This is a genomic window from Solwaraspora sp. WMMA2059 (assembly GCF_027497315.1).
Lineage (GTDB): Bacteria > Actinomycetota > Actinomycetes > Mycobacteriales > Micromonosporaceae > Micromonospora_E.
The window spans coordinates 6155255-6178879 of record NZ_CP114908.1 but is presented as its reverse complement, the minus strand read 5'-3'; the positions used below and the strand labels follow the sequence as shown (position 1 = coordinate 6178879).

19 protein-coding genes are annotated in these 23625 nt (G+C 73.4%); 11 read left to right on the top strand and 8 right to left on the bottom strand.

Annotated features, from left to right (window positions below):
• Nucleotides 1-88 precede the first annotated feature (88 nt).
• Nucleotides 89-847 (top strand): SUKH-3 domain-containing protein, encoded by a 759-nt coding sequence (locus O7553_RS28415; RefSeq protein ID WP_281552616.1) that lies wholly within the window; start codon nt 89-91, stop codon nt 845-847.
• 24 nt (nt 848-871) lie between these two features.
• On the opposite strand, the gene eccD is transcribed toward O7553_RS28415, so the two are convergent.
• A complete protein-coding gene (gene eccD / locus O7553_RS28410; RefSeq protein WP_281552615.1) occupies nt 872-2257 on the bottom strand; it encodes a type VII secretion integral membrane protein EccD in 1386 nt (461 codons plus the stop codon).
• Nucleotides 2258-2382: 125 nt separating this feature from the next.
• Here eccD and eccCa point away from each other — a divergent pair, with 125 nt between their 5' ends.
• The 5 genes from eccCa (at nt 2383) to O7553_RS28385 (ending at nt 10473) form a co-directional block, all read left to right on the top strand.
• A complete protein-coding gene (eccCa, locus tag O7553_RS28405; protein WP_281552614.1) occupies nt 2383-6339 on the top strand; it encodes a type VII secretion protein EccCa in 3957 nt (1318 codons plus the stop codon).
• A gap of 79 nt (nt 6340-6418) precedes the next feature.
• Nucleotides 6419-7015 (top strand): hypothetical protein, encoded by a 597-nt coding sequence (locus tag O7553_RS28400; RefSeq protein WP_281552613.1) that lies wholly within the window; start codon nt 6419-6421, stop codon nt 7013-7015.
• A 31-nt stretch (nt 7016-7046) separates the two neighbouring features.
• Complete coding sequence (locus O7553_RS28395) at nt 7047-8645, top strand: hypothetical protein (RefSeq protein WP_281552612.1); 1599 nt, start codon at nt 7047-7049, stop codon at nt 8643-8645.
• A gap of 107 nt (nt 8646-8752) precedes the next feature.
• The gene (locus tag O7553_RS28390; RefSeq protein ID WP_281552611.1) at nt 8753-10033 is read left to right on the top strand and encodes a S8 family serine peptidase; all 1281 of its coding nucleotides are present in this window, start codon (nt 8753-8755) and stop codon (nt 10031-10033) included.
• The gene (locus tag O7553_RS28385; RefSeq protein ID WP_281552610.1) at nt 10012-10473 is read left to right on the top strand and encodes a hypothetical protein; all 462 of its coding nucleotides are present in this window, start codon (nt 10012-10014) and stop codon (nt 10471-10473) included. Before O7553_RS28390 ends, O7553_RS28385 begins: the two co-directional genes overlap by 22 nt.
• 7 nt (nt 10474-10480) lie before the next feature.
• On the opposite strand, the gene O7553_RS28380 is transcribed toward O7553_RS28385, so the two are convergent.
• The gene (locus O7553_RS28380; RefSeq protein WP_281552609.1) at nt 10481-11752 is read right to left on the bottom strand and encodes an SseB family protein; all 1272 of its coding nucleotides are present in this window, start codon (nt 11750-11752) and stop codon (nt 10481-10483) included.
• Entirely contained in the window at nt 11749-12624 is an 876-nt protein-coding gene (locus O7553_RS28375; protein ID WP_281552608.1) for an SUKH-3 domain-containing protein, read from the bottom strand. The genes O7553_RS28380 and O7553_RS28375 overlap by 4 nt, the downstream gene beginning before the upstream one ends.
• A 209-nt stretch (nt 12625-12833) precedes the next feature.
• Between O7553_RS28375 and O7553_RS28370 the strand changes: the two genes are divergently transcribed.
• The 3 genes from O7553_RS28370 to O7553_RS28360 are packed head-to-tail and all read left to right on the top strand — an operon-like array spanning nt 12834 to nt 16738.
• Nucleotides 12834-14513 (top strand): right-handed parallel beta-helix repeat-containing protein, encoded by a 1680-nt coding sequence (locus O7553_RS28370; protein ID WP_281552607.1) that lies wholly within the window; start codon nt 12834-12836, stop codon nt 14511-14513.
• A 3-nt stretch (nt 14514-14516) separates the two neighbouring features.
• Complete coding sequence (eccE, locus tag O7553_RS28365; protein WP_281552606.1) at nt 14517-16052, top strand: type VII secretion protein EccE; 1536 nt, start codon at nt 14517-14519, stop codon at nt 16050-16052.
• The gene (locus O7553_RS28360) at nt 16049-16738 is read left to right on the top strand and encodes a hypothetical protein (protein ID WP_281552605.1); all 690 of its coding nucleotides are present in this window, start codon (nt 16049-16051) and stop codon (nt 16736-16738) included. The genes eccE and O7553_RS28360 overlap by 4 nt, the downstream gene beginning before the upstream one ends.
• A gap of 28 nt (nt 16739-16766) precedes the next feature.
• Here O7553_RS28360 and O7553_RS28355 read toward each other — a convergent pair whose 3' ends face one another.
• The 3 genes from O7553_RS28355 to O7553_RS28345 are packed head-to-tail and all read right to left on the bottom strand — an operon-like array spanning nt 16767 to nt 19004.
• Nucleotides 16767-17351, bottom strand: coding sequence for an FtsX-like permease family protein (locus O7553_RS28355; RefSeq protein WP_281552604.1), 585 nt, complete (start codon nt 17349-17351; stop codon nt 16767-16769).
• The gene (locus O7553_RS28350; RefSeq protein ID WP_281552603.1) at nt 17272-18303 is read right to left on the bottom strand and encodes a hypothetical protein; all 1032 of its coding nucleotides are present in this window, start codon (nt 18301-18303) and stop codon (nt 17272-17274) included. Before O7553_RS28350 ends, O7553_RS28355 begins: the two co-directional genes overlap by 80 nt.
• Nucleotides 18300-19004, bottom strand: coding sequence for an ABC transporter ATP-binding protein (locus O7553_RS28345; RefSeq protein WP_281552602.1), 705 nt, complete (start codon nt 19002-19004; stop codon nt 18300-18302). The genes O7553_RS28350 and O7553_RS28345 overlap by 4 nt, the downstream gene beginning before the upstream one ends.
• A 33-nt stretch (nt 19005-19037) precedes the next feature.
• Here O7553_RS28345 and O7553_RS28340 point away from each other — a divergent pair, with 33 nt between their 5' ends.
• A complete protein-coding gene (locus O7553_RS28340; protein ID WP_281552601.1) occupies nt 19038-20291 on the top strand; it encodes an FtsX-like permease family protein in 1254 nt (417 codons plus the stop codon).
• 29 nt (nt 20292-20320) lie between these two features.
• Here O7553_RS28340 and O7553_RS28335 read toward each other — a convergent pair whose 3' ends face one another.
• Nucleotides 20321-21505 (bottom strand): erythromycin esterase family protein, encoded by a 1185-nt coding sequence (locus O7553_RS28335; RefSeq protein WP_281555784.1) that lies wholly within the window; start codon nt 21503-21505, stop codon nt 20321-20323.
• 206 nt (nt 21506-21711) lie between these two features.
• Between O7553_RS28335 and O7553_RS28330 the strand changes: the two genes are divergently transcribed.
• The gene (locus O7553_RS28330) at nt 21712-22728 is read left to right on the top strand and encodes a hypothetical protein (protein WP_281552600.1); all 1017 of its coding nucleotides are present in this window, start codon (nt 21712-21714) and stop codon (nt 22726-22728) included.
• Here O7553_RS28330 and O7553_RS28325 read toward each other — a convergent pair.
• Nucleotides 22715-23608: a CPBP family intramembrane glutamic endopeptidase gene (locus O7553_RS28325; RefSeq protein WP_281552599.1), complete on the bottom strand. Its 894-nt coding sequence runs from the start codon at nt 23606-23608 to the stop codon at nt 22715-22717. The two genes, O7553_RS28330 and O7553_RS28325, sit on opposite strands and share 14 nt — an antisense overlap.
• Between the last annotated feature and the right edge of the window lie 17 nt (nt 23609-23625).

Genomic DNA, 23625 nt, shown 5'->3' with positions numbered 1-23625 from the left:
GCACCACCACGCGGCGTGCTGCCTACCATAGGGTCCGGTGACGACGGCGTACTTTGGGGTCTCGCCCGTAGCCCGGAAGGAAACATCGATGCTCGGTCGCGACGAGGCGCTGGACCTGGCCCGCCAATGGGCGACCGAGCACGGCGCCGGCACCGACGAACGGATCGGCCTGCACGAGTTCGAGCACGGATACGTCGCCTGGCTGATCCCCACCGACGACGCGGGTAGTCGCACGGCCGGGCCGCCGGCCGGCTCCGGGTCGCCGCGGATCGTGATCGACCGGGAGTCCGGCGAGGTCAGCCAGTGGCCGCCGGTCCCGGTGACGGTTGTCGCCGAGCGGTACACCGCCGCGCGGGCCGCCGACCGCCGGTTCCCGCCGGACGTCCGGCCGGTGCTGGAAGCCGCCGGCTGGTTCCCCGGCCGGGACGTCTCCGCGATGGTCGACCAGTGGGTCGGCCGATGGGCTGGTGAGCTCGACGGGCTGGTCATGACACCGGTCGCCCGCGCGGCGCTGACCGAGTTCGGCGGGCTGACCATCGCCCAGTTCGGCGCCGACGGCACCGCCGACGCCGGCTTCCCGACCTTCGTCCACCCGGTACGCAGCGGCCTGGTCACCGAGGAGGCCCGGGTCTTCGCCGGCGAGTACGACCATCCGGTGTTCCCGCTCGGCGGAAACTCGGACGGCCCCGCCGAGCTGGTCGTCGACGCCGCCGGTCGGGTCCTGCTGCTGCACTGGGCCGGCTACCAGTACGTCGCCGACGACGTCGACACGGCCCTGATCCGGCTGGTCCGGGGCGGCCCGTTCCCGCCGCTGCGCCCGGAGCAGATCGCCGGGCCGGCCGACTGACAGCCGGCTGACCAGCCGGAACCGTCAGCCGTTGATCGCCCGCATGAAGCCGTACAGGCCGAGCACGGCGCAGGCCACCGGCACCACCGCCAACTGCAGCACCACGTCCAGCCCGTCGCCGAGCCGGGCCAGCCGGGGCGTCGGCGGGCGCCGGCTGTAGACCATCCCGGCCGCCAGCACCAGCGCCACCACCAGCAGCACCACCGGCAGCAGGGCCAGCCGGGTACCCGCCGCCATCCCACCCGTACCGATCAGGGTCAGCAGGCCGACACCGACCAGGCCGCCGGCCAGCAGCGGCACCCGGTGCCGGACGGTCGAGACCAGCCGGGCCCGCAGCAGCTGACCGGCCGTCACCACCGCGACCAGCAGCACCGCGCCGGCCGTCGCCGAGAAGGTCAGCACCGCAGACCCGGCGGCGACCACCACGGCGGTACCGAACATCAGGCCGGTCAGCACCTCGTCGGCGCGGGCCGTCGCCCGGTAGATCTCCGCCCGGTCCGGCTGCGGATCGTCGCGGACCAGGTCCTCAGCGGTACGCGGCAGCGCCGGCATCGGCAGCTTGCCCGCCCGGACCGAGATCAGCGGCAGCGCCGGCAGCAGCAGGGTCACCGCGGCCACCAGGACCGCTGCGGCGCGCGGCCCGTCCAGCGGCCCGACGGCCAGCAGCGCCCCGGTCGTCCCGCTGACTCCGGTGAAGAGCGCCGCCACGAAGACCCGGCCGGCGTCGCCGACGCCGAGCATGCCGAGCACCCCGGTCAAGGTCAGCGCCGCCGAACCGACCAGCAGGTGCGGTGCCCCCAGCCCGGTGACCGGTTCGCCGCCGGCCAGCGACACCGCGCCGCCGGCGAAGGCGTACGGCAGGGCCAGGGCGGCGAGCGCCGCGCCGGCCAGCGAGTCGGCCATCGCCCGGGACAGCAGCACGCCGACCGCGACGAGGACGGCTGCGGTGCCGAGCAGGGCCGCCCCGGCGGCCACCCCGGTGCCGTCGGCGGTCACCACCGCGACCAGGGCGAGCAGCAGCAGAACGGCCCCGGCAAGCAGGCCGGTAAGCCGGGTGGCGGCCGGCGTCCAGGGCAGCCCGCGCCGGCGGGCACCGGCGGCGATCGCCTCCATCAGGTCGTCGTAGGCCAGCTCCGGCCACTCGGTGCGGCGGGGCAGCAGATGCAGCATCTCGCCGTCGCGGACCTGCTGCGCGGCGAGCGTACGGTTGAGGTCCAGGGTGGATCCGTTGGTACGGCGCAGCGCCCAGCCGCCGTCGGCCGTACCGTCGGAGGGGTTCTCGTCGGCCTGCCGCAGCACCGCCGGGAGCAGCCCGACCAGCGGCAGGTGTTCGGGCAGGGCGAGGTCGATGCGTCGGGTCGGCGCCACGACGGCGATCCGGGCGAGTCCGGTTCCGGCCTGGGTGACCACTGCTGACTCCTCATCAAGCCGCGCGGGCTGTCCTGACTCGAGAAGGCTACCTACCATGTGCCGGTGCCATCGGTGCCGGTAGCGACCCGGCTTCCGGGTGTGACGACGACGGGGAGGATCGATCCGTGGGTACGGTGGTGATACGGCGTCCGGCCCGCCGGCCCGAGCCGGAGTACCCGTCCGGCGAGGTCCTGCTCGACGCGCCGCCCGAGGTGCCGGCGCCGACCGGACGGTCCTGGGGGCAGCTGATGATGCTGCTGCCGATGCTGGCCGGCTCTGTCGCAATGGCGTTGATGTACGCCGGCCGGGGCGGTTCGACACTCAGCTACGTCGCCGGTGGCCTGTTCGGCCTCTCCGCGCTCGGCATGCTCGCCACCCAACTGTCCAATCAGGCTGGTGGGCCGAGCCGGCAGGAGATGGCGCAGCGGCGACGCGAGTACCTGGCGCATCTGTCGCGGCAGCGACGCCGGGTCCTACGGACCGTACGCCAGCAGCGGGAGGCCGCGTTCTACCGGCACCCCGACCCGCAGACGCTGTGGTCGGTGCCGGTCGGCCCCCGGCTGTGGGAGCGCCGACGCGGCGACCCCGACTTCGCCACCGTACGGGTCGGTCTCGGGCCGCAGGAGCTGGCGACGCCGCTGGTCCCACCGCCGCCGACCGCGCTGGAGAAACTGGAGCCGATGTGCGCGTTGGCGCTGCGACGGTTCCTGACCAGCTACGCGACCGTGCCGCAGCTGCCCGTGGACATGGCGCTGCGCGGCTTCGCCCGGGTGCATCTGCGCGGCGACCCCGACGCCGCCCGGGCCCTGGTCCGGGCGGTGATCGCCCAGGCCACCGCGTTCCACGCGCCGGACGACATACTGGTGGCGGTCTGTCCGGCCCCGGCCCGGCGGGAGCACTGGGAGTGGGTCAAGTGGCTGCCGCACGCCCTGCACCCGACCCGCACCGACGCGACCGGCGCGCTGCGACTGGTGTCGCCGACCGTGACCGGCCTGGAGGCGATGCTCGACGACGTGCTCACCAACCGGCCCCGGTTCAACCTCACCGGCGGCGGCTCCGCCACCACCTCCGGACCGCACCTGCTGGTGGTGCTCGACGGTGGGGACCCGGCCGGCTCCGATCATCTGATGACCGACGGCGGTGTGGAAGGGGTGACCATCGTCGACCTATCCGAGCCACCGCCCCGGGTGCTCGACCGGGCCCGGCTGGTGCTGGAGGTCGCCGCCGACGGGTCGATGACCAGCGTCACCCTGGACGGCCGGGCGCCGATCGGCACCGCCGACACCTGCACGATCGCGGAGGCGGAGGCGTTGGCGATGGAGCTGGCGCCGCTGCGGCTGTCCGCCGCGTCCCGTGGCGAGCAGCCGCTGCACCTGGAGCAGGACCTGGCCGACCTGCTCGACCTGGGGGATCCGTACGAGTTCGACGTGGACCGGGCGTGGACGCCCCGGCCGAACCGGGACCGGCTGCGGGTGCCGCTCGGGCTGACCCCGGACGGCACCCCGGTCGAGCTGGACCTCAAGGAGTCCGCGCAGGACGGCATGGGCCCGCACGGCCTGCTGATCGGCGCCACCGGCTCCGGCAAGTCGGAGCTGCTGCGCACCCTGGTGCTGGCGCTCGCCGCCACCCACTCGTCGGAGACGCTGAACTTCGTACTGATCGACTTCAAGGGCGGGGCGACGTTCACCCGGCTGGACAAGCTGCCGCACACCAGCGCGGTGATCACCAACCTCTCCGACGAGCTGCCGCTGGTCGACCGGATGACCGACGCGATCAACGGCGAGCTGGTCCGCCGGCAGGAGCTGCTCCGCTCGGCCGGCAACTACGCATCGCAGCGCGACTACGAGAAGGCCAGGGCGGCCGGGGCGCCGCTGGAACCCATGCCGGCGCTGCTGATCATCTGTGACGAGTTCTCCGAACTGCTGACCGCCAAGCCGGACTTCATCGACATGTTCGTGCAGATCGGACGGGTCGGCCGGTCGTTGAGCGTGCATCTGCTGCTCGCCTCGCAACGGCTGGAGGAGGGCCGGCTCCGTGGGCTGGACACCCACCTGTCGTACCGGATCGGCCTGCGGACCTTCTCCGCGATGGAGAGCCGGGTGGTGCTCGGCGCCACCGACGCGTACGAACTGCCCCGCTCCCCCGGCCACGGCTACCTGCGGTTCGGCACCGAACCGCTGGTACGGTTCCGGGCCGCGTACGTCTCCGGCACGTACCGCAGCAAGACCGCCGAGGCGGTGGCCGCCGGCGACGGTGACGACCGGGTCCAGGAGTACACCACCCAGTACGTCGCACCCCGGCTGCCGGCCGACGCCCGGCAGCCGGCACCCGAACCGGCCGACCCCACCGGCGAAAGCCTGCTCGACATCCTGGTCAGCCGGCTCACCGGCCGAGGTAGACCGGCCCACCAGGTGTGGCTGCCGCCGCTCGGCGACCCGATGACCCTCGACCAGCTGCTCTCCCCGCTGGTCGCCGACCCCGAACGCGGCATCACCGCCGCCAGCCCGACGCTGCAGGGCGAGCTGCGGGCCGCCGTCGGCCTCATCGACAAGCCGTTCGAGCAGCGCCGCGACGTGCTCTGGCTGGAACTCGGCGGCTCCGCCGGGCACACCGTCGTCGTCGGCGGGCCGCAGAGCGGCAAGAGCACCCTGCTGCGTACGGTCGTGTCGTCGCTCGCCCTCACCCACACCCCGCGTGAGGTGCAGGTCTACTGCCTCGACCTGGGCAGCGGGGCGCTCACCACGCTGCGTGACCTGCCGCAGGTCGGCGGGGTCGCCACCCGGCTGGACGCCGGCCAGGTCCGCCGGACCATCGCCGAGCTGCGGCTGCTGATGGCCCAACGGGAACGCCGGTTCGCCGAGAACCGGATCGACTCGATGGCCACCTACCGGCGGGAACGCCGGCACGGCGGGCACACCGACGACCCGTTCGGCGACGTGTTCCTGGTGATCGACGGCTGGGCGGCGGTACGCGCCGAGTTCGAGGACCTGGAGCCGGCGATCAACGACATCGCCAACCGGGGGCTGTCGTTCGGCGTACACCTGGTGGTCAGCGCCGGCCGGTGGATGGACCTGCGACCGGCGGTACGCGACGTCTTCGGCACCCGGCTGGAGCTGCGCCTCGCCGACGCCAGCGACTCCAACCTGGACCGGCGGGCGGCGATGAACGTGCCGGACAAGTCGCCCGGCCGGGGCATCACCCCGGACGGCATGCAGTTCCTCGCCGCGCTGCCCCGCACCGACGGCGACGCCGACGCCGGGACCCTCGCCGACGGTGCCCGGCGGTTCGTCACCGACGTCGCCGCCGCCTGGCAGGGCCCGGGTGCGCCACCGGTGCGGCTGCTGCCGGCGGTGGTGCCGTACGACTCGGTGCCGGACACCGGACGCCCCGGCGTGCCGATCGGCATCGCCGAGGTCGACCTGCAGCCGGTGCACCTGGACCTGGGCACCGATCCGCACTTCATCGTCTTCGGCGACGGCGAGTCCGGCAAGAGCAGCTTCCTGCGGGCACTGGCCCGGGGCATCACCGACCGCAACGACCTGACCCAGGCCCGGCTCATCGTCGTCGACTACCGGCGCAGCCTGCTCGGCGACATCAGCGAGAAACACCAGATCGGGTACGGCACCTCGGCGGACGTCACCGCCGGCATGCTGACCGAGGTGGTCAACGTGATGCGCGACCGGCTGCCCCCGGCGGACGTGACCCCGGAGCAGCTGCGTACCCGCAGTTGGTGGCGCGGCCCCGACCTGTACATCCTGGTCGACGACTACGACCTCGTCGCCGGTGGCGGCGGCAACCCGCTGCTGCCGCTGCTGGAGTTCCTGCCGCAGGCCCGCGACATCGGGCTGCACCTGGTGATCGCCCGGCGCAGTGGCGGCGCCAGCCGGGCACTGTACGAGCCGATCCTGATGCGACTGCGCGAGCTCAGCTCGCCGGGCCTGGTGATGTCCGGCAGCCGTGACGAGGGGGTGCTGCTCGGCAACGTCCGGCCCGGTCCGCTGCCGCCGGGACGGGGCTGGCTGGTCACCAGACGGGAAGGCACCCGGCTGGTCCAGTTGCTCCATTTACCGTCCACATCGTGACTCTCGGTCCACGGCAGGTGCGGTGACGCGATAGTTTTGTGGATACCGATGTACGCGTGCGGGGCCCGGGGGAGGGATCATGGCGGACGACAGCTGGCTGGTCAACGAGACGATCGACGTCGACATCGAGCAGCTCGACGACTTCGCCCAGTGTGTGATGGACGAGCTGCGGCTCAACTTCCAGCCGAGCCTGGCGAGCGGCATCAACCACATGCTCACCATCCCGGTGCCGTTCGGCGGGTCGGGGATGTCCGAGGGCCGGTTCTTCCAGGGCCGGCACGACGAGAACCGCGAGGCGGCCACCCTGCTGCTCGGCGAGGTGGCGAAGGGCCTCGCCTCGCTGGCGACCGCCGCCAAGTCGATCTCCGCCGAGTACCTCGACGGCGACGCCCTGGTCGCGGCCGACCAGATGACAATTTACACCGCGTTCTCCAATCTAGAAGGCGGCGAGACGCTCGACGATCTCTGGCAGGATCCGGAGAGCGGCATCGAGGATCCGAGTCTGGTGGTCGATCCGGACGAGGAAACCTCCTCCTACGCCCCCGAGGCGGCCGACCGGGACCTGTCGCTGTACGAGGCCGAGACGATCGGTGAGGGCGACGGTGCCTACGACATCCGCGCCGACGACGAGGACATGCACGACGATGAGCTCGACAGCCCGTCGGCCGAGCACTGAGCAGCGCGCATAGCGACGTCGAGGAGCGGGGATGTCCGACGAGTACTTCGGCTGGCAGCCGGTGTCGATCCCGTACGTGAACGCCGTGAACGACTACGTCGTCCACGACTACTCGGATCCGAACCAGCGCTACGAACCCACCGTCTGGGCCAAGGAGACGACCAGCATCGAGACGATGTGGAGTTGGATCCAGAACGAGAGCGACGAGCGGGTGATCGCCGTCGCCGACATGTGGCACCGGATCGGCGTGCTGCTCGACAGCACCCGCACCAACCTGCAGCGGTACGCGACGGCGCTGGCCGCCAAATGGCAGTCACCGGCCGGTGAGTACTTCATGCAACGGGTGGGCGCCACCCTCTACTCGCTCGACGAGTGGAAGGAAGCCGCCGACAGTAACCGCCGTGGCCTGGAGCAGCTGGCCGGCAAGATCGAGTCGACCCAGCAGGAGTTCCGCAGCCTCTGGGAGCAGTACACCGTGGAGGCGGCCGACCCGGACAACGGCCTGCAGTGGTCCGACGCGTACGACTGGATCCCGGGCACCACCGGCCGGACCCGCAAAGACGTGATGGACGACTACTTCGAGCGTGCCCGGGACATCATCAAGCCGTTGGCCGACATGTACATCGACGTGTACCTGAGCCACATCACCCGGGGCAGCACCTTCCGGGGCCCGACCGACGCGGCGGTGGTCCACCCGTCGGTCGCTTTTCCCGGCGGCCCTGGGGCACCGCCGCCCGGCGCGCCGCCGGGTGGTGCGCCGGGCGCACCGTCACCCACGCCACCGCCGCCGGTGCCGGACGGGCTGCACCTGGCTGGGGGCACCGTCGCCCCGCCGACCGCGCCTCCCCCGGTGCCCAACCTGCCGCAGACCGGTGCCGGCCCGGCGCCGGGCCCGCCACCGGCGGTGGTGCCACCCGGCGTCACCCCCGGGCCACGACCGGGGGCACCGGGGGTCAGCCGACCCGGGCAACCGCTGCCGGGTGCGAATCGCCCGAATCCTCCGCTCCGGCCGCCCGGTCCGCCCCGGCCGGCGCTGCCCGGGGCCGGTGGTCCGCCGCCGAACAACCCGGCCAGCCGAGGTCCGGCACCGCAGCGCCCGTCGCTGCCCGGCAGCACCGGACCGACGCCGGGTGGCTCCCGGCCGCCGGGGCCGACCGGCCGCCCCCCGGTCCGACCCACCCCACCGACGACTCCACAGTTGCCCGGCAGCACCGGTGGCCGCCCGGCCGGCGGCGGCACTGGCCGGCCCGCCGCCCCACCCCCCAGCCTGGGCGGCCCACGCAGCCGCCCCGCCGCCCCGACTGCCGGCGCTGCCCGACTACCGCAGCCGCCCGCACCCGGCTCCGCCGGTCGGCCGGGCCCGGCTGCTCCCCGGCTGTCCGGCCGGGCCGGGCCGACGAAGCCCGGCGGTGCCAAGGGCCCGGGTCCGGTGCTGGGCGGGCAACGGGGTGCCGGCCCAGCCAGGGGCACCGGTCGCACCAGCCGCAAGGCCGACGACCGGCAGCAGACCTGGGGGTACGGCGACGGTGACGACGAGCTGTGGCAGACCGACCCGCCGGCTCCCGGCACCATCGACACCCCCGACGAGAAGCCGCCGCAGCAGCAGGGCCGGAGCCTGGGCCAGCGATGAGGCCGGCACACGGCCGAGCTGAGCCGGACGAAGCACCCGAAGCAGTATCATCCGGGCACAGCGCCGGGTCGCCCGGTGACTACCCGACGGAGAGGTGTGCTCCGCCCATGCGTGCTTCCCGGCGGTCGATCGGCCTGGTGGCAGCCGGGCTGCTCGGGCTGCTCGGCACGGTCCCGCTGCCCGCCGGGCCGGCGCAGGCCGACGAGACCCGGGACCAGTCCTGGCACGTCGAGGCGATGCGGCTGCCCGAGGCGCACCGGATCACCCAGGGCGAGGGGGTGACCGTCGCGGTGGTCGACACCGGCGTCGACGCCTCCCACCCCGACCTGCGGGACAACGTATTGCCCGGGGCCGACCTTCACGACCGCGACAGCAAGGGCCACGTCGACCGGCGCAACCACGGCACCGGGATGGCGTCGCTGATCGCCGGGCACGGGCACGGGCCCGGCGGCCGCGACGGAGTGCTCGGGGTGGCGCCGAAGGCCAAGATCCTGCCCATCACGCTCTCCAGCCCGAAGACTGAGATCATCCTCCCCGAGTCCATCGCGCTCGGGATCAACTGGGCGGTCAACAGCGGCGCCGACATCATCAACGTCTCGCTCACCGGGTCATCCGACCCGGCGCTGGAGCAGGCCGTCGAAAGCGCCTACCGGCGCGGCGTCATCGTCGTCGCCGGCATCGGCAACCGCCGCGACATCCTGATCGGGCAGCCGGCCCGCAGTGAGTGGACCATCGCGGTGACCAGCAGCGGACGTGACGGTGGGCTCAGCCCGGAGTCGATCCGCGCCGAGCAGACCCACATCGCCGCACCCGGCGAGGACATCGTGCAAGCTGCCGTCGGTGGCGGCTACTACACGATGGACGGCGCCAGCTCCGCCACCGCGTTGGTGTCGGGGGCGTTCGCGCTGCTCAAGGCACGGTATCCGGACGAGGACCAGGGCAGACTGTTCCAACGGCTGGTCGGTACGGCGTACGACGCCGGGCCGCCCGGCAAGGACCTCGACTTCGGCTGGGGCATCCTGGACATCCACGCGGCGCTCACCACCGAGCCGGACGACCGGGCTAGCCCACGGCCGTCGCCGACCGCCAGCGACCCCGTCGCCTACCTGCCGCCCGAGCCGGGCTACGAATTCGGGCTCGACGAACTGATCGGCATGCTGATCTTCTTCACCATCCTCGGCACGGTGGTCACCGGCATCGTACTGCTGATCCGGTGGCTGCGGCGCCGGGCGGGACGTCCGGCCGGCTCCCGGGATGGTCCACCGCCGATGGCCGACGTCGGTGCACCGGTACCAGCGCCGGCGGCCCAGGCCGGGCCCGATCAGCCGACCGGGGGCGAGCCACCGACCGCCGAGGACGATTCGGTATGGCGTCCACCGAGCCGGTGAACGTACCCGGGCCGGACGCCACCCCCGCCACCGGCCGGCGGCCAGCGGTCGTCGTCGCCGCCGTACTGCTGACCATCCCCACCGCTGCCCTCTGGCTGGTCGCGGGTCTCGCGTTCCTGGTCGTCACCTACCGCGCCGAGGGTGACGCGAAGTTCCTACTGTGGATCATCGCGTTCGCGATCCTCGGCCTCTGCCTGCTGCTGGTCTTCATGACCCTGGCCGGTATGCGGATCGTCTGGGTCGGCGGGCCGAACATGCTGCGGGCCCCGGCCGGGTTCACCGCCGGGCTGCTCCTCGTCGTGCTGGGCGGCCTGCTGCTGTTCGGCAAGATCGAATACCACCCGACGATGCTGCTGCCGATGGTCGTCGGAGCGCTGGCCGGACTGGCGGTGATCCTGCTCGCCACCCCGCCCGCGCGGCGCTGGCTGGCTAAGCAGTAGTCGCCGCTCAGCCGATGCTCGCGGCCGGCGGCGGCTCCACCGGCAGCCAACGTCGGCCGCCCCGGTCGAACCGGGCCAGCAGCTCGTCCCTGCCGTCCTGGTGCAGCACGTGCAGCTCGGCTCCGTCCGGCACGGCCAGTGCCCGCTGCTGCGGCCGCTCGTCGAGCCAGGTCACCGGGGTGTCCGGGCCGGGTTCCCACCGTACGACCGGCACCCACTCGTCGGCGGCGGTGAACGGCGATTCCGGCCCGAGCAGGCCCAACCGGGCGTACAGCCGATCGGGGGTGTCCCGGCCGGGGCCGTGCCAGCGGTGCACCGGGCCGGCCATCCGGTCGTAGCCGTCCGCCACGAACGCGTGCAGGTGGCGGTGCGGGACGACCAGCTGCATCCGGACCGGAACGTCCGGGTCCGCCCCGGCCCGATCCGCGTCGGCACGGTCCGCGTCGGCACCCTCGGTCACGGTCCGGCGCAGTTCGTCGAGCCACCGGCTGACCTGCCGGACCGCCTCTCCGGGCAGGCTCACCGCCGACGCGGTGCCCGGGTTGACGGCGAGCTGCCAGCGCGGGTCCGGCCAGTTCGCGAAGAGTCGCACGCTGGAGGCGACGACCGACGGCGGCGGCACGTCGAACACCTCAGCCAGCATCGCCGGGGAGGTGAAGACCGGCACCGACGGTTGTCCCGCCTCGTCGGGCAGACACCACCAGGGGAACCGGGGGTCGGCCAGGTCGGTCGCGGCGGCGTCGGGGTCGGCGTCCGGCGGCATCGGTACGGTGAACTCGACCCGTAGCAGGGCGGCCATCACCGCGTCCGGGTCCTCGGCCGCGACGGCGGCGCGCAGCGCCCGAGCGATGTCGCCGGCATCGGGTGACGGTGCCAGCTCCCGCAGCTGCCCGGCGGTGATCCGGTGGGCGATCGGCAGTCCCGGGTCGACCGCCAGCCACCAGCTGTCGTCGGGGATCGTGGCGACCACCTCGGCCAGGGTGACCGTCACGTACCGTACCGACTCGCCCGGTAGTCCGGCGGCGATGGCCTGCGGCGAGGTGAAGGCCAGTACGTGTGGAGCGCCGTCGTGCTCGACGGTGGGCCAGGCGAACGGTGCCTGACCGGCGGCGGTCTCGGCCGACACCGGCAGCAGCAGCGGCCCGGTGCCGAGCGCCGCCAGGTAGCCCGCCAGGTCGGCGGCGGCGGCCATGCCCGCCTCGGCAGCGGTGGCCGGCCGCCACCCTGCGGAGGCCGACTCGGACAGTGGCTGCGGCCCTGGCTCCGGGTCGGCGGTCACCAGCTGCCGTCCTCGGCGAGCCGGTGCGGCCGTTGACCGAGGATCAGTGCGGTGACGGCCTGCTCCACCGACCGGCCGAGAAACCAGTCGCCGCCGTGGTCCAGCACGAACACCCGCTGTCGGGCGTCGATGGCCAGGATGCCGGTGCCGTCCGCTTCGACGCCGAGCGGGCTGACCGGTACGCCCAGCGTGTCGGCGAGTACGGCGAGGGTGGCGACGGTGTGCACGGCGCGCAGCGGATCGAGGTGGACGGTGCTCGGCGCGACCGCCTCGCCGGGGCCGTCCGGTTCGACGTACAGGCCGCCGAACTCGGCGTACGCCTCGATCGCGGGACCGACCACGGTGTGCTGCCGCCCGTCGGGGCCGACGTGCGCGGCGACCCGCAGGGCCCAGTCGCGGCCCCGCTGCTCGTCGCGCCGGCAGGGCTGCCAGCCGGCTAAGGTCAGGGCGGCCAGCACCTCCGTCGGGAACCGGTCGTCGCCGGGCATCAAAAGCGTCTCCATCCCGAACCAGTCGAGCAGTTGGCGGCAGGACCGGCACGGGGCGACCGCCGTGCCGTGGGCCGGATCGTCGGGCTCGCGGATCAGGGTGACCCGGATCCTGGCCGCCCACAGCGCCGCGCGGGCCGCAGCTGGGGACAGTTCGGGGCCGGGCTGGCGCTGCTGTACGGCGTACAGCCGGTCGGAGATCAGCACCGGCTCGGCGCACCGGCCGACGGAGCGTTCCCGCTGGCTGACCGGAAGTTCGTCCAGGATCCGCCGGACCAGCGGGTGCAGCTGTGGGAGATGGTCGCCGCGCACCGAGGTGTGGGTGTGGACCTCGCCGTCGACCAGCAGAGCGGCTGCCGTCAACGGCAGCGTGCGTACCGCCATCACGCTCTCCTTTCCGCCGGTCTTCCGGGTCCGGCCGGAGGCCCCGGGATCCCGCCGTAGAGCGTAGACAACCGGTGCCGGTCGTTGCTGCCTGCTGCGGCCCGGCGGCGACGCGGTCGTTCAGACGCGGTCGTTCACCGGACACCAGGTCTGGTGGCGCTGCGATATCGTCTGAATCCCTTGTCCCACCGTGTACGAAGCCCGGAGCGATGACGCGCACCCTCTTGGTCAGTCCGGACCAGCCAGGCGCCTATCCGTCGATCGGTGACGCGCTCGCGGCGGCGTCCGACGGGTCGGTGGTGGCCGTCGACCCCGGCACCTACTACGAGGCGGTGTTCGTCAACGATCGACAGATCACTGTGGTCGCCGCGCAGGGTGCCGGTTCGGTGACCGTCGACGCCTCCGCCGGCAACTATCCGACCGTGTCCGCCAACGGCGGCACCCTCGAACTGCGTGACCTGGTGCTGCTGGCCGGCGACGCGCCGACGGTGGCGGTCGACCGGGCACGGCTGACGATGACCGGCTGCCAACTGCGGGCCGGGTTCGGCGCCAGCGTCGTGATCGGCAACCGGTCGAGTTTCACGCTGACCCGGTGCACGGTCACCGGGGCGCGGCACGGCCTGGTGGTCGAGGACTCGGACGGCACCGTCGACGGTTGCGAGTTCACCGACCTCGCCGAGGACGGCGTGATCGTGCGGATCGGGGCCGCGCCGACCATCCGGGCGTCGACGATCAGCGGCTGCGGCAACCGGGGCGTCTACATCTACCAGCACGGCCGTCCGGTGCTGGAGACGTGCGAGATCTTTCGGACCGGCGGTGCCGGGGTGGCGGTCGCCCACCAGAGCGCGCCGACGCTGCGGCGCTGCCGGATCCGCGACACCCGTGGGCCGGCGGTCTCTTTCGGTCGGGGCTGTGCGGGCAGTGTCGAGGAGTGCAGCACCGAGAACACGGCGATGCCGGCGTTCGACATCGCCGAGGGGGCCGAGCCGACCATCGTCACCGGTACGGCGAGCCGACGTGCGGTGTTCGGCGCGGCCGCCGCCGCGTCGGCCGGCGGGCCGGACACCGCACGTACCGAGGAGTTGCTGGCCGAGCTCGACGCGATGGTCGGCCTGGAGTCGGTCAAGGACGAGGTACGCGGGCTGATCGACGAGATCCAGGTGAACGAGTGGCGGCGTGGCGCCGGGCTGCCGGTCAGCGCGGTCAGCCACCATCTGATCTTCGCGGGCGCGCCGGGCACCGGTAAGACGACGGTGGCCCGGATCTACGGTGAGCTGCTGGCCGCCCTGGGGGTGCTGTCCGGCGGGCCGTTCCGCGAGGTGTCCCGGCGCGACCTGGTCGGGCAGTACCTGGGCCACACGGCGGAGAAGACGGCCGCCGTCTTCGAGCAGGCTCTGGGCGGTGTGCTCTTCGTCGACGAGGCGTACACCCTGTCCCGGTCGTTCGGCAGTGGTGGGGACTTCGGTCAGGAGGCGATCGACACCCTGGTCAAGCTGATGGAGGATCACCGCGACGAGATCGCGGTGATCGCCGCCGGCTACACCGGGGAGATGCGGCAGTTCCTCGACGCCAACCCCGGCCTGGCGTCCCGGTTCGCCAGGACGATCGAGTTCGGCAACTACACCCCGGAGCAGTTGGTGGTGATCGTCGAGCGGATGGCGGCGAACGACGAGTACCTGCTCGCCGCCGCGGTGCCGGAGGTCCTGCTCGGACACTTCTCGGCGGTGCGGCGGGACGAGAGCTTCGGCAACGCCCGCGAGGCGCGCAAGCTCTTCGAGGGGGTACGCAAGGCGCAGGCGCAGCGGCTGCGCCAGTCCGGCCAGCGGCCCAGCCTGGACGAGCTGCGTTCGGTGACCGAGGCCGACGTCCGTACGGCGACCGGACGCTGAGCGATGACGACCGACCCCGGCCCTCCCGCCGACCAGTCGTCGGGCGCACCGGCCGGCTGGCAGCAGTGGGCACCGCCCCGACAGCGCGACGCCGCGCCGATGCCCGCAGCGGCACCGCCACCTGCAGCCGCACCACCGACGCTGGGTGTGGCCGGCTCGGCCCCCACCTCGGAGCTGCCGATGGTCCACGCTGCCGGACTGTCGACCGGGCAGGTCGCGGGCCGCTCGGCGGCGGCGGCGCGGGCCGCCGTGCCGGTGCCGCCGGCCGGATCAGGATCGGGCCAGCCGACCTCGGACATGATCCCCGGCATCGCCGGGTCGGCAGCTGCGGCGTCGACCCCGGCAGCGACGTCGGGCAGCCGGATCCGGCCCCGGCGGGTCCGCCCCGGCACCGGCCCGTTCGCCATCGGGCAGCTGATCTACTGGCAGCTGGCGGCGACGGTTTTGCTCGCCGCGTACCAGCGGGGGCCGGTCGTGGCGCTGGTGACGGCGGCGGCGCTGGCCGTGCTGCTGGCACCGACGGTGGTCCGACTGCGCGGGCGGTGGCTCTACCAGTGGCTGGCGGTGTGGTTGCGGTACCGGCTGCGGCCCCGGCGGTTGCCGGCCGGTGGCGGCAACCGGGCGGCGGGCCTGCTGCGGTTCGTGGAGCCGACCGCGATAGTGGACGATGTCACGGTCAGCGGCCGGACGATGGCGACGATCAGTCACCGGGGTGGCGTCTGCGCCGTCGTAGAGCTCGACCCTGCCGACGGCTCGCTGTTCGTCGGCTCCGCGCTGAGTCTGCCGTCCCCGGCGGCGCTGCTGCCGGCGGCGGATCCGGCTGCCCCGCCGATCTCGGTGCAGTTGCTCGTTCAGGTCGCGGCGGCACCGCGCGCGCACACCGGCCGAGGGCTGGTGGAGCGCTCCTACCGCGAACTGACCGGCGGTGACGTGCCGGCCCGTCGGCGGGCCTGGCTGGTGCTCCAGGTGATGCGTACGCCGGACAGCTACACCGATCGGGAGCTGGCACCGGCGCTGGTGTCGTCGGTCCGGCGGGTCCAGCGCCAGCTGAAGCAGGACCGGGTGCCGGCCCGGCTGCTGGGCGGCGACGATCTGCTGACCGCTGTCGGCTACCTGGCGCAGCTGCCCAGCCGGCTGGACAGCGGCAACGTCTATGGCACCGCCAGCAACCGGGTCGCCGGCGAGGAGACCTGGCAGGCGTGGTGGAGCGGTGAGGTCCCGCAGGTCTGCCGCCGGCTGCTGCGCTGGCCGGAGCTGCCGTGGCAGCTGGACGACGTGTTGCGGCAGCTGCCGATGGTCGACACGGTGGTGTCGGTCGCCGTCGCCCGGGAGCCGGGGCATCCGACCGAGGCGGCCGCCGGGGACGTGACGGTGTCGGCCGCGGTCCGGCTCACCGCCGCCGATGTGACGACGCTGGCCGTCGGCGACCAGGCCCTGACCGAGGCGGTACGCGAACGCGGCGGGCTGACCGAGCGGATCGACGGTGAGCATGTCCGTGGGCTGGCCGCCACCCTGCCGCTCGGGGGGTTCCTGCCGTGACGGGTCCGTTGTCGATCATCCCGCCGACCGGCCTGCACACCACCGGTCCGGAGGCACTCGGCGACGTACGGTTGCGGGCCGGCGGCGACGGCATGGTCGTCGGGCGCAACCGGCAGGGCGGGCCGGTCGCGGTGCGGCTGTTCCGCCCGGAACCGACCCGGTTGCTGCTGGTCGGCGGGCTGCGCTGCGCGCAGCTGCTCACGCTGCGGGCGATGGCGCTCGGCGCGCACCTGTTCATCCAGACCGCCCGCGAGCCGGACTGGCAGGGGATTCTGCACCAGTGCGGTCTGGGTCGGGAGTCGGCGTCGTTTCTGCCGCCCGGTGCCCAGCCGCCACCACCGCCGTCACCGGCGCATCCCCAGCTGCTGGCGGTGGACGTCGGCCCGGCGATGGGCGGTACGCCGGAGGTGGGGGCGCCGTGGCGAACGACGATGGTGGTCCGCAACGACGTCGGCAGTTGGGATCTCGATCCGCTGGTCCGCAGTGACCTGGTGGTGCTGCAGCGGTTGACCGCCGCCGAAGCGGCACTGGTGGCGTCGGCGTTAGGGTTCACCGAGGCGCAGAGCTGGTTGACCCGGATCCATCCGGAGATGGTCGGCCTGGTCAGTCAGGGCCGGCTGCAGTGGGTGATGCTGCATCCGACGTCGATGGAGTCGGCACTGCTCGGCCCGGTCGGCCGGCCCTGACCGGGCCAGGTCATCTGCCGGTAGCCGATCAGGTCTGCCGGAGTTCCGTCAGGTCGGTGGCGCCGCGCAGGAACAGCAGTCCGACGCCGACCGTGGCCAGGGCGGCCACCATCGCACCGACGCCGAGCAGCGCCAAGTCGTCGAGGGGTACCTGCACCGGCACGGTGATGCCCGGGTGTTCGATCGTCCGGCCGTACTCCGTCCAGTCCTCGGGGGTGCGACAGGCATCCGCCGGATCGCAGAACGTGGTCGTACGCGGGCCGGAGGAGACCTCCGTTCCGAGCGCCCTGGCCATCATCGTGCCGGCGGTCAGCGCCACCAGGGTCGCCGGTAGCAGCGGGGTGAGGGTCTGGACCAGGACCGAGCGGGCCAGCACCCCGCGTGGTACGCCGGTGGCGACGAGTGCCGCGTTGGCACGGCGGCGCTCCACGATGCCTTCGACGACTGCGACGGCCAGACCGGCGGCTGCGATCGCCAGGCCTACCAGGACCGCGATGTGCACCAGGGTGACCGCGTTGAAGTAGAAACTGTTGTCACTCGGACTGTACGGCTGGCCGCTCTGTTCGGCGAGGATCCGGCGGACCCGGTCCCAGCTGCCGAACTCGGCCGCCATGTAGGCGCTGAACCCGGCGGTGCCGGCGCCGAACAGGACGCAGACCAGCAGCCCGGCGAAGGTCCGTGCGCCGTGCCACGGGTCGGCGGTCAGCCGTCGGGCGGCGAGCAGGGTCGCGGGGCGGCGGGCCCACTCGCCGCAGGATCCGCCCGCATGCGTACGAGATCCAGCCCGTACCGGTGGCGACGCCGATCGCGATGGTCAGCGCCCCGGTGAACGCGATGGCCGCGACGCCCCACAGTGGGGCTTCCCGGCCGGCAGCCCAGTCGACGAGCGGCCGGAACAGGAAGGTCACCACCAGGCCGCCGAGGATGAGCAGGCCGGGCCACCACCCGGGCCGCCCTTGCCTGCGCCGGCGCTGTACGCCGAGCGGGGACACGACGACCGTACGCAGCAGGGCGGCGGCGACTGCGGTTGCGAGCAGCGGGATGCCGGCCACGATCAGGATCAGCGACCAGACCGGGGGCAGTACGTCGGTGGGCAGTGGCAGCAGGCCGTGCTCGTCCGGGCGGTGCAGCAGTCGCCGGCCGGCCAGGTACACGGCCAGCCCGGTGACGGAGCCGAGCGCACCGGCCAGCCCGGTTTCGGTGGCGGCCAGCGCCCGGACCTGGCCGGGGGTGCCGCCGGCCAGCCGGATGGCGGCGAGCCGCTGGTCACGGGCGGGCGCACCGAGTCGGGCGCACTGCCCGGCGAGGGCGAGGACCGGGATCGCCAGGAGGAACAGGGCGATGGTGACTCCGGTCCGCAGCTCCGCCTCGGCGATCAGCGCCGGGCCGTACTGCGGGGACCGGTTGGATCTTCCGTCCGGGACGGTCGGCACGGCGATGACCGTGGCGGCGGCCAGGAAGGTGACGGTGGTGAGCAGCGCGGCGGCGGCGGTGAGGACGATCCGTACCGTGTCGGTGCGGGTGCCGACGAGGCCGAGCCGCAGCAGGGTGGCCGGACGGATCACGACCGGGCCGTCCGGGCGACGACTGGGCCGAGCCCGGCCGGGTCGATCTCGCCGTCGCGCAGCATGATCTCCCGGTCGGCGTACCCGGCGACCCGGGGGTCGTGGGTGACGAGCACGACGGAGGTCCGTTGCTCGCGGGCGAGCCGGACCAGCTGGCCGAGGACCTGCTCGCCGGTGAGGCTGTCCAACGCGCCGGTGGGTTCGTCGGCGAACAGCACCCGAGGTTCAGTGATCATCGCGCGGGCCAGCGCGCACCGCTGCTGCTGGCCGCCGGACATCTCGCCGGGCACGGTGTCGGCCTGGTCAGCGACGCCGAGCCGGTCCAGCCAGGTGAGCGCCGCGGTCCGTGCTGCTCGCCGCCCCGTGCCGGCGAGCAGCAGCGGAAGCGCGGCGTTCTCCGCTGCGGTCAGCTCGGGGACGAGCTGACCGAACTGGAACAGCACCCCGAGTTCGGTACGCCGCAGCACGGCGCGGGCCGACTCGGAGAGCAGGTCGATGCGCTGGTCGCGGTAGTGGATCTCACCGGCGTCCGGGCGCAGGATGCCGGCGAGGCAGTGCAGCAGGGTGGACTTGCCGCACCCGCTGGGCCCGGTGACGGCGACGATCTCGCCTTCGGCGACGTCGAGGCTGACGCCACGTAGCGCCGGGGTGGCGCCGTACGAGCGGACGACTCCTCGGCCGGCGAGCAAGGGACTGTTCACTGACGTACCTCCCGGTGCAGGTCGGTCGGCGCGGTGCTGCTGCTGGTCGGCGTGGTGACGCTGCTGCCGTGGCTGGTCGAGGCCGCCGTACGGCGGATGCGCGGCGGGCCGGTCGCCTGGCAGTTGGCGATCCGCCGGCTGCAGGTCGATGGCGGCGGCAACGCCCGGCAGGTGTGCGGGGTCGCGGTCGCGGTGGCCGGCACGATCGCGTTGCAGGCACTGTTCACCGGGATCGACGACGACTTCGTCCGACAGACCGGTGCCGACCCGGACCGGGCCAGCCACCTCGCCCATCTCGGCGTACCGGACCGGTCGACCGGCGACGCGCTGTTGACCCGGCTGCGCGCGGTGCCGGGGGTCGACTCGGTCGCCGGATACCGGTCCACCTCGGTGTTCGCCGGCTCCGGCGACGGCGAGAGTGCCGGCGGCGTCGCACACCGCACCGATGAGCTGGTCATCGCCGACTGCCGGGTGCTCGCCGAGCTGATCGTCGCGACCGACTGTGCCGACGGTGCCGTCTTCCGGGTCGCACCGCCTCCCGAACACCTGCGATCCGTGACCGTCGACGAGCAGGGTCGGCTGGTGGAGACACCGGTCGAGCAGATCCGGGCTGGCGAGCGGGTGCAGGTCGCGCCCGGTGGGTACGAGTGGACGATTCCCGTCGACGCCCGACCGGCGCAGTCGCGCGTCGATCCGTACGGGATCGGTCGGTTCGGGATCTTCGCCACGCCGGCCGCGATCGACGTCGACGCGGTCGGCCGGCTGCCGACAACGGCGTACCTGCAGATCGACCCCGGCCAGCCGGACGCGGTCGAGCACGTCCGCAACCTGCTCGCCACCGCCGGACCGATGGACCTGCTGTCCACCCTGTCCGCGACGACCGAGGCGCGGCGGTTCACCAGCGTCCGTCGTGGACTCGTCGTCGGCATCGTCGTCACGCTGCTGCTGATCGCCGCCAGCATGCTGGTCACCATGCTGGAACAGCTGCGCGAACGGCGCCGGCTGCTGGCCATGCTGGACGCGTTCGGCGCACCCCGGCGGGCGCTCGGCTGGGCGGTCGTCTGGCAGCATCTGGTGCCCGTGCTGCTCGGGCTGGTCCTGGCGGTGGCCGCCGGGGTCGGGCTCGGTGCGGTGCTGCTCGGCATGGTCGGCCGCGACCTCGTGGTCAGCTGGTGGACGGTGGCCGGGGCCAGCGCGGCGGGTGCCGGTGTCGTGCTGCTGGTCGCCGCCGCCGGCCTGCCGGCGCTGTGGCGGCTGATGCGCGCCGACGGGCTGCGGACCGAGTGATGCTGGACGGGCTGCGTGCCGGGTGACGCTCAGACGCCGGACGGGAAGGTCTCCGGTTCACGCAGCTCGACATGCGGGGTCCGCAGCGGGCGCACCCCTCGGCTGCGGTCGAACCAGAGGAACGCGTCGTAGCGGTCGCCGAGCACGGTCGGCACGTAGTTGCCGCGCCGTTCCATGTTCGGCTGGTAGACCACCCCGATCGCCCGGTGGTCCAGCTCGTCGGTGAGCAGATCCGGTCTGCCGTCGGTGGGGAAGACGAACAGCGACTCGGCCGGGGCCGCGACGGAAAGGATCGCTTCCAGCGACCCCGGCCGGGCCGGCGGTACGGGCATCAGCCGCATCGGTGCGCCCCAGGTGTCACCGGCCACCACCGTTCCCCGGTAGGTGCCGAAGCCGACCAGGACCACCCGGTCCCGGCCGTACCGCTCACGTGCCAGCTGCCCGATGTTGACCTCGCCGAGCTCGGCCATGTCGGTGGCCCGGGCGTCGCCGACGTGCGTGTTGTGCGCCCACACCACCGCGCGGGCGTCCGGACCGTACCGGTCGAGCAGCCGGGCGAGGGTGTCGTCCATGTGCCGGTCCCGGACGTTCCAGGCCAGCCGGCCACCGGACACCAGTGCCCGGTAGTAGCGTTCGCCCCCGGCCACCACCTCGGCGTTCTGCCAGGCACCGAAGCTGCATGCCCCGTCGGCGGCGGCGTCGCGCCGCAGCCGGACCAGCAGGTCGATCACCTCCGCCTCGCAGCCGGCGGGCACCAGCCGCAGGGCGGTCGCGTACTCCTGCGGGTCCTCGCCGTACGGTTCGAAGCAGCGGTACGCGTCGAGCGCCGCCGGCACCTGGTCCGGTCGATGTTCCCGCAGGTAGACGAGGATCTCGCGGAGCGACTCCCACAGCGAGTAGACGTCGAGCCCGTGGAAGCCGACCCGGGCGGATTCGCTGACCGAGTCGTTGTGCCGGCGCAGCCAGCGGCAGAAGTCGACCACCTCGTCGTTGGCCCACATCCAGGTGGGCCAACGTTCGAAGGTGGTCAGCGCGTCGCGCGGGTCGCGGGGGGCGTCGAGCCGGCCCCGGACGCTGCGGTCGACCCGGTCGCAGTCCGGCCAGTCCCCTTCGACGGCGATGAAGGAGAAGCCGTGCTCGGTGACCAGTCGGCGGGTGACGGCCGCCCGCCAGCCGTAGAACTCGTGTGTACCGTGGCTCGCCTCGCCGAGCATCACCACCCGCGCGTCGGCGGCCCGTTCGATCAGCGGGTCGAGGTCGTCGGCGTCGACCAGCGGTCGCGCCAGCGCGGTGATGTCCGCGGCATATCTGGCCACCGGGCCCGGGTACCCGGGCGTTACCGGCACAAACCCCGTCAGCCGGGGTCACTGGAACCGGCGAGGCGGGTGTTGCGGGCGGGTTCGGGCTAGGCTGCCTGAGCATGGAGGAGCAATCGCCCGACGCTGAGCCGAGGCGGTCCCGCGCCCCACGGGCCAGGACACCGACGGCCGGCGTCACGCCGCCCGCCGCCATCGCTCCCGTGTTGTTCCAGCCACCGTCGAGCGCAGCCGGCAGCGCCGAGAGCCCCGCCAAGAAGGCCACGCCGGCGAAGAAGACCGCCGCGAAGAAAGCCGCCGCGAAAAAGGCGACTCCGGCAGCGGAGCCCACGGCGGCGGAGAAGCCTGCGGCGAGGAAGACCACGCCAAGAAAGACCGCCGCCAAGAAGACCGCGCCGACGAAGAAGACCGCGCCGACGAAGAAAGCCGCGCCGGCGCCGGATCCGGCCGGCACTCCCCCGCCAGGTCCGGTCCCCGGCGGTACGCTGCGACAGCTGTTGGCGCGTCCGGCGTACGCGCCGGAACTGCTCGCCCTGGCCGCGGTGGAACGGATCGGGCCGGCGGCGCGGGACTGGGCGGCCCGGCTACGCGACGACTACCCGGCGGCCAGCGACGATGCACTGGCCCGGCTGGCGGCGCGCCGGTTCACCCGGCTCGCCGGGGCCGGCGCGGCGGTCGCCACCGCCGGCGGGCTGCTCGGCCCGGCCTTGGAGCTGGTGACCCTCGGCTGGACGCAGGCTGCTGTCACGCTGCACGTGGCGGCCGCGTACCGGCATGATCCGACCGACCGGGACCGGGCTGCGGAGCTGCTGGCCCTGATCGGCATGCAGCCGGACGTCGCGGCGGCCCACGCCGCGCTGGACGCGGCGGGCCGGCCGACGACCGACGACGCCGAGGATCCGGCGTTGCGGCTGCTCGGCGGTGCGCAGCGGTTCACCGAGGCGGTGAGCCGGTTGACCGGCGGCGGTTGGGCGCTGCTGCGGTTGCCGGCCCGGTTGCTGCCCGGTGGGCGGGCGCTGGTCGCCTGGTCGGGTGACACGCTGCTGCTGGAGCGGCTGGCCGCGCGGGCCAGCGCGCGCTATCGGCCGGTCACGCCGGCTGCGCCGGTCACAGCCAGCTGAACCAGTCACGGGGCAGCAGCGCGTAGCCGACGAACGCGAAGACGTCCAGCAGGGTGTGCGCGATGATCAACGGCATCACCCGGCGGGTACGCAGGAAGAACAGCGACAGCACCACACCCATGATCACGTTGCCGAGGAACGCTCCGAAGCCCTGGTAGAGGTGGTAGGTGCCGCGCAGCAGGCAGCTGGTGGCGATGACCGCGCCGATCCGCCAGCCGAGTTGCCGTAGCCGGGTCATCAGGTAGCCGACCACGATCACCTCTTCCAGGATGGCGTTCTGCGCGGCGGCAAGGATCAGCACCGGGACCGTCCACCACAGTTGCGGTAGCGCGGCCGGGACCAGGCTGGCGTTGAGCCCGAGCAGCGCGGCGATCCAGAACAGCCCGAGTCCGGGCAGCCCGATCGCGGCGGCCAGGGCGGCTCCCCAGGCCAGGTCGCGCAGCGGTGACCGGGCGTCGAGCCCGAGCCGGGCGCGGGCGTCGGCCCGGTCCCGGCTGAGCAGGTGGACCGCCAGCAGGACCGGCACGAGGGCGAAGAAGATCCCGAGCAGTTGGTAGGTCAGGTCCAGCCAGGGGCGGGCCGACTGGGAGGCGTTCATGGTGGCGGTCTGCTGCCCCAGCGGCCGGTCGGCGGTGAGTCGCGCGGTGATGGTGACCAGGGCGTAGATGGCGGACTGGCCGAGCGACACGCCCAGGACCAGGAGCACCTCGGCGCGCAGCAGGCGCGGTGGCAGCGGGGCCGCCGGGTGGGCGTCCGGGTTGCTGCTGGCCGGTGGTGGCGTACCGGCGAGGTCGACCGTCACCGGACCACTGTGCCCGAGCGGGTACGGCACGGCAATGTCGCACATCGGGTACGTCGACTCGCTACGAAGAGTGCTCACCCTGGAACTCAGTGATA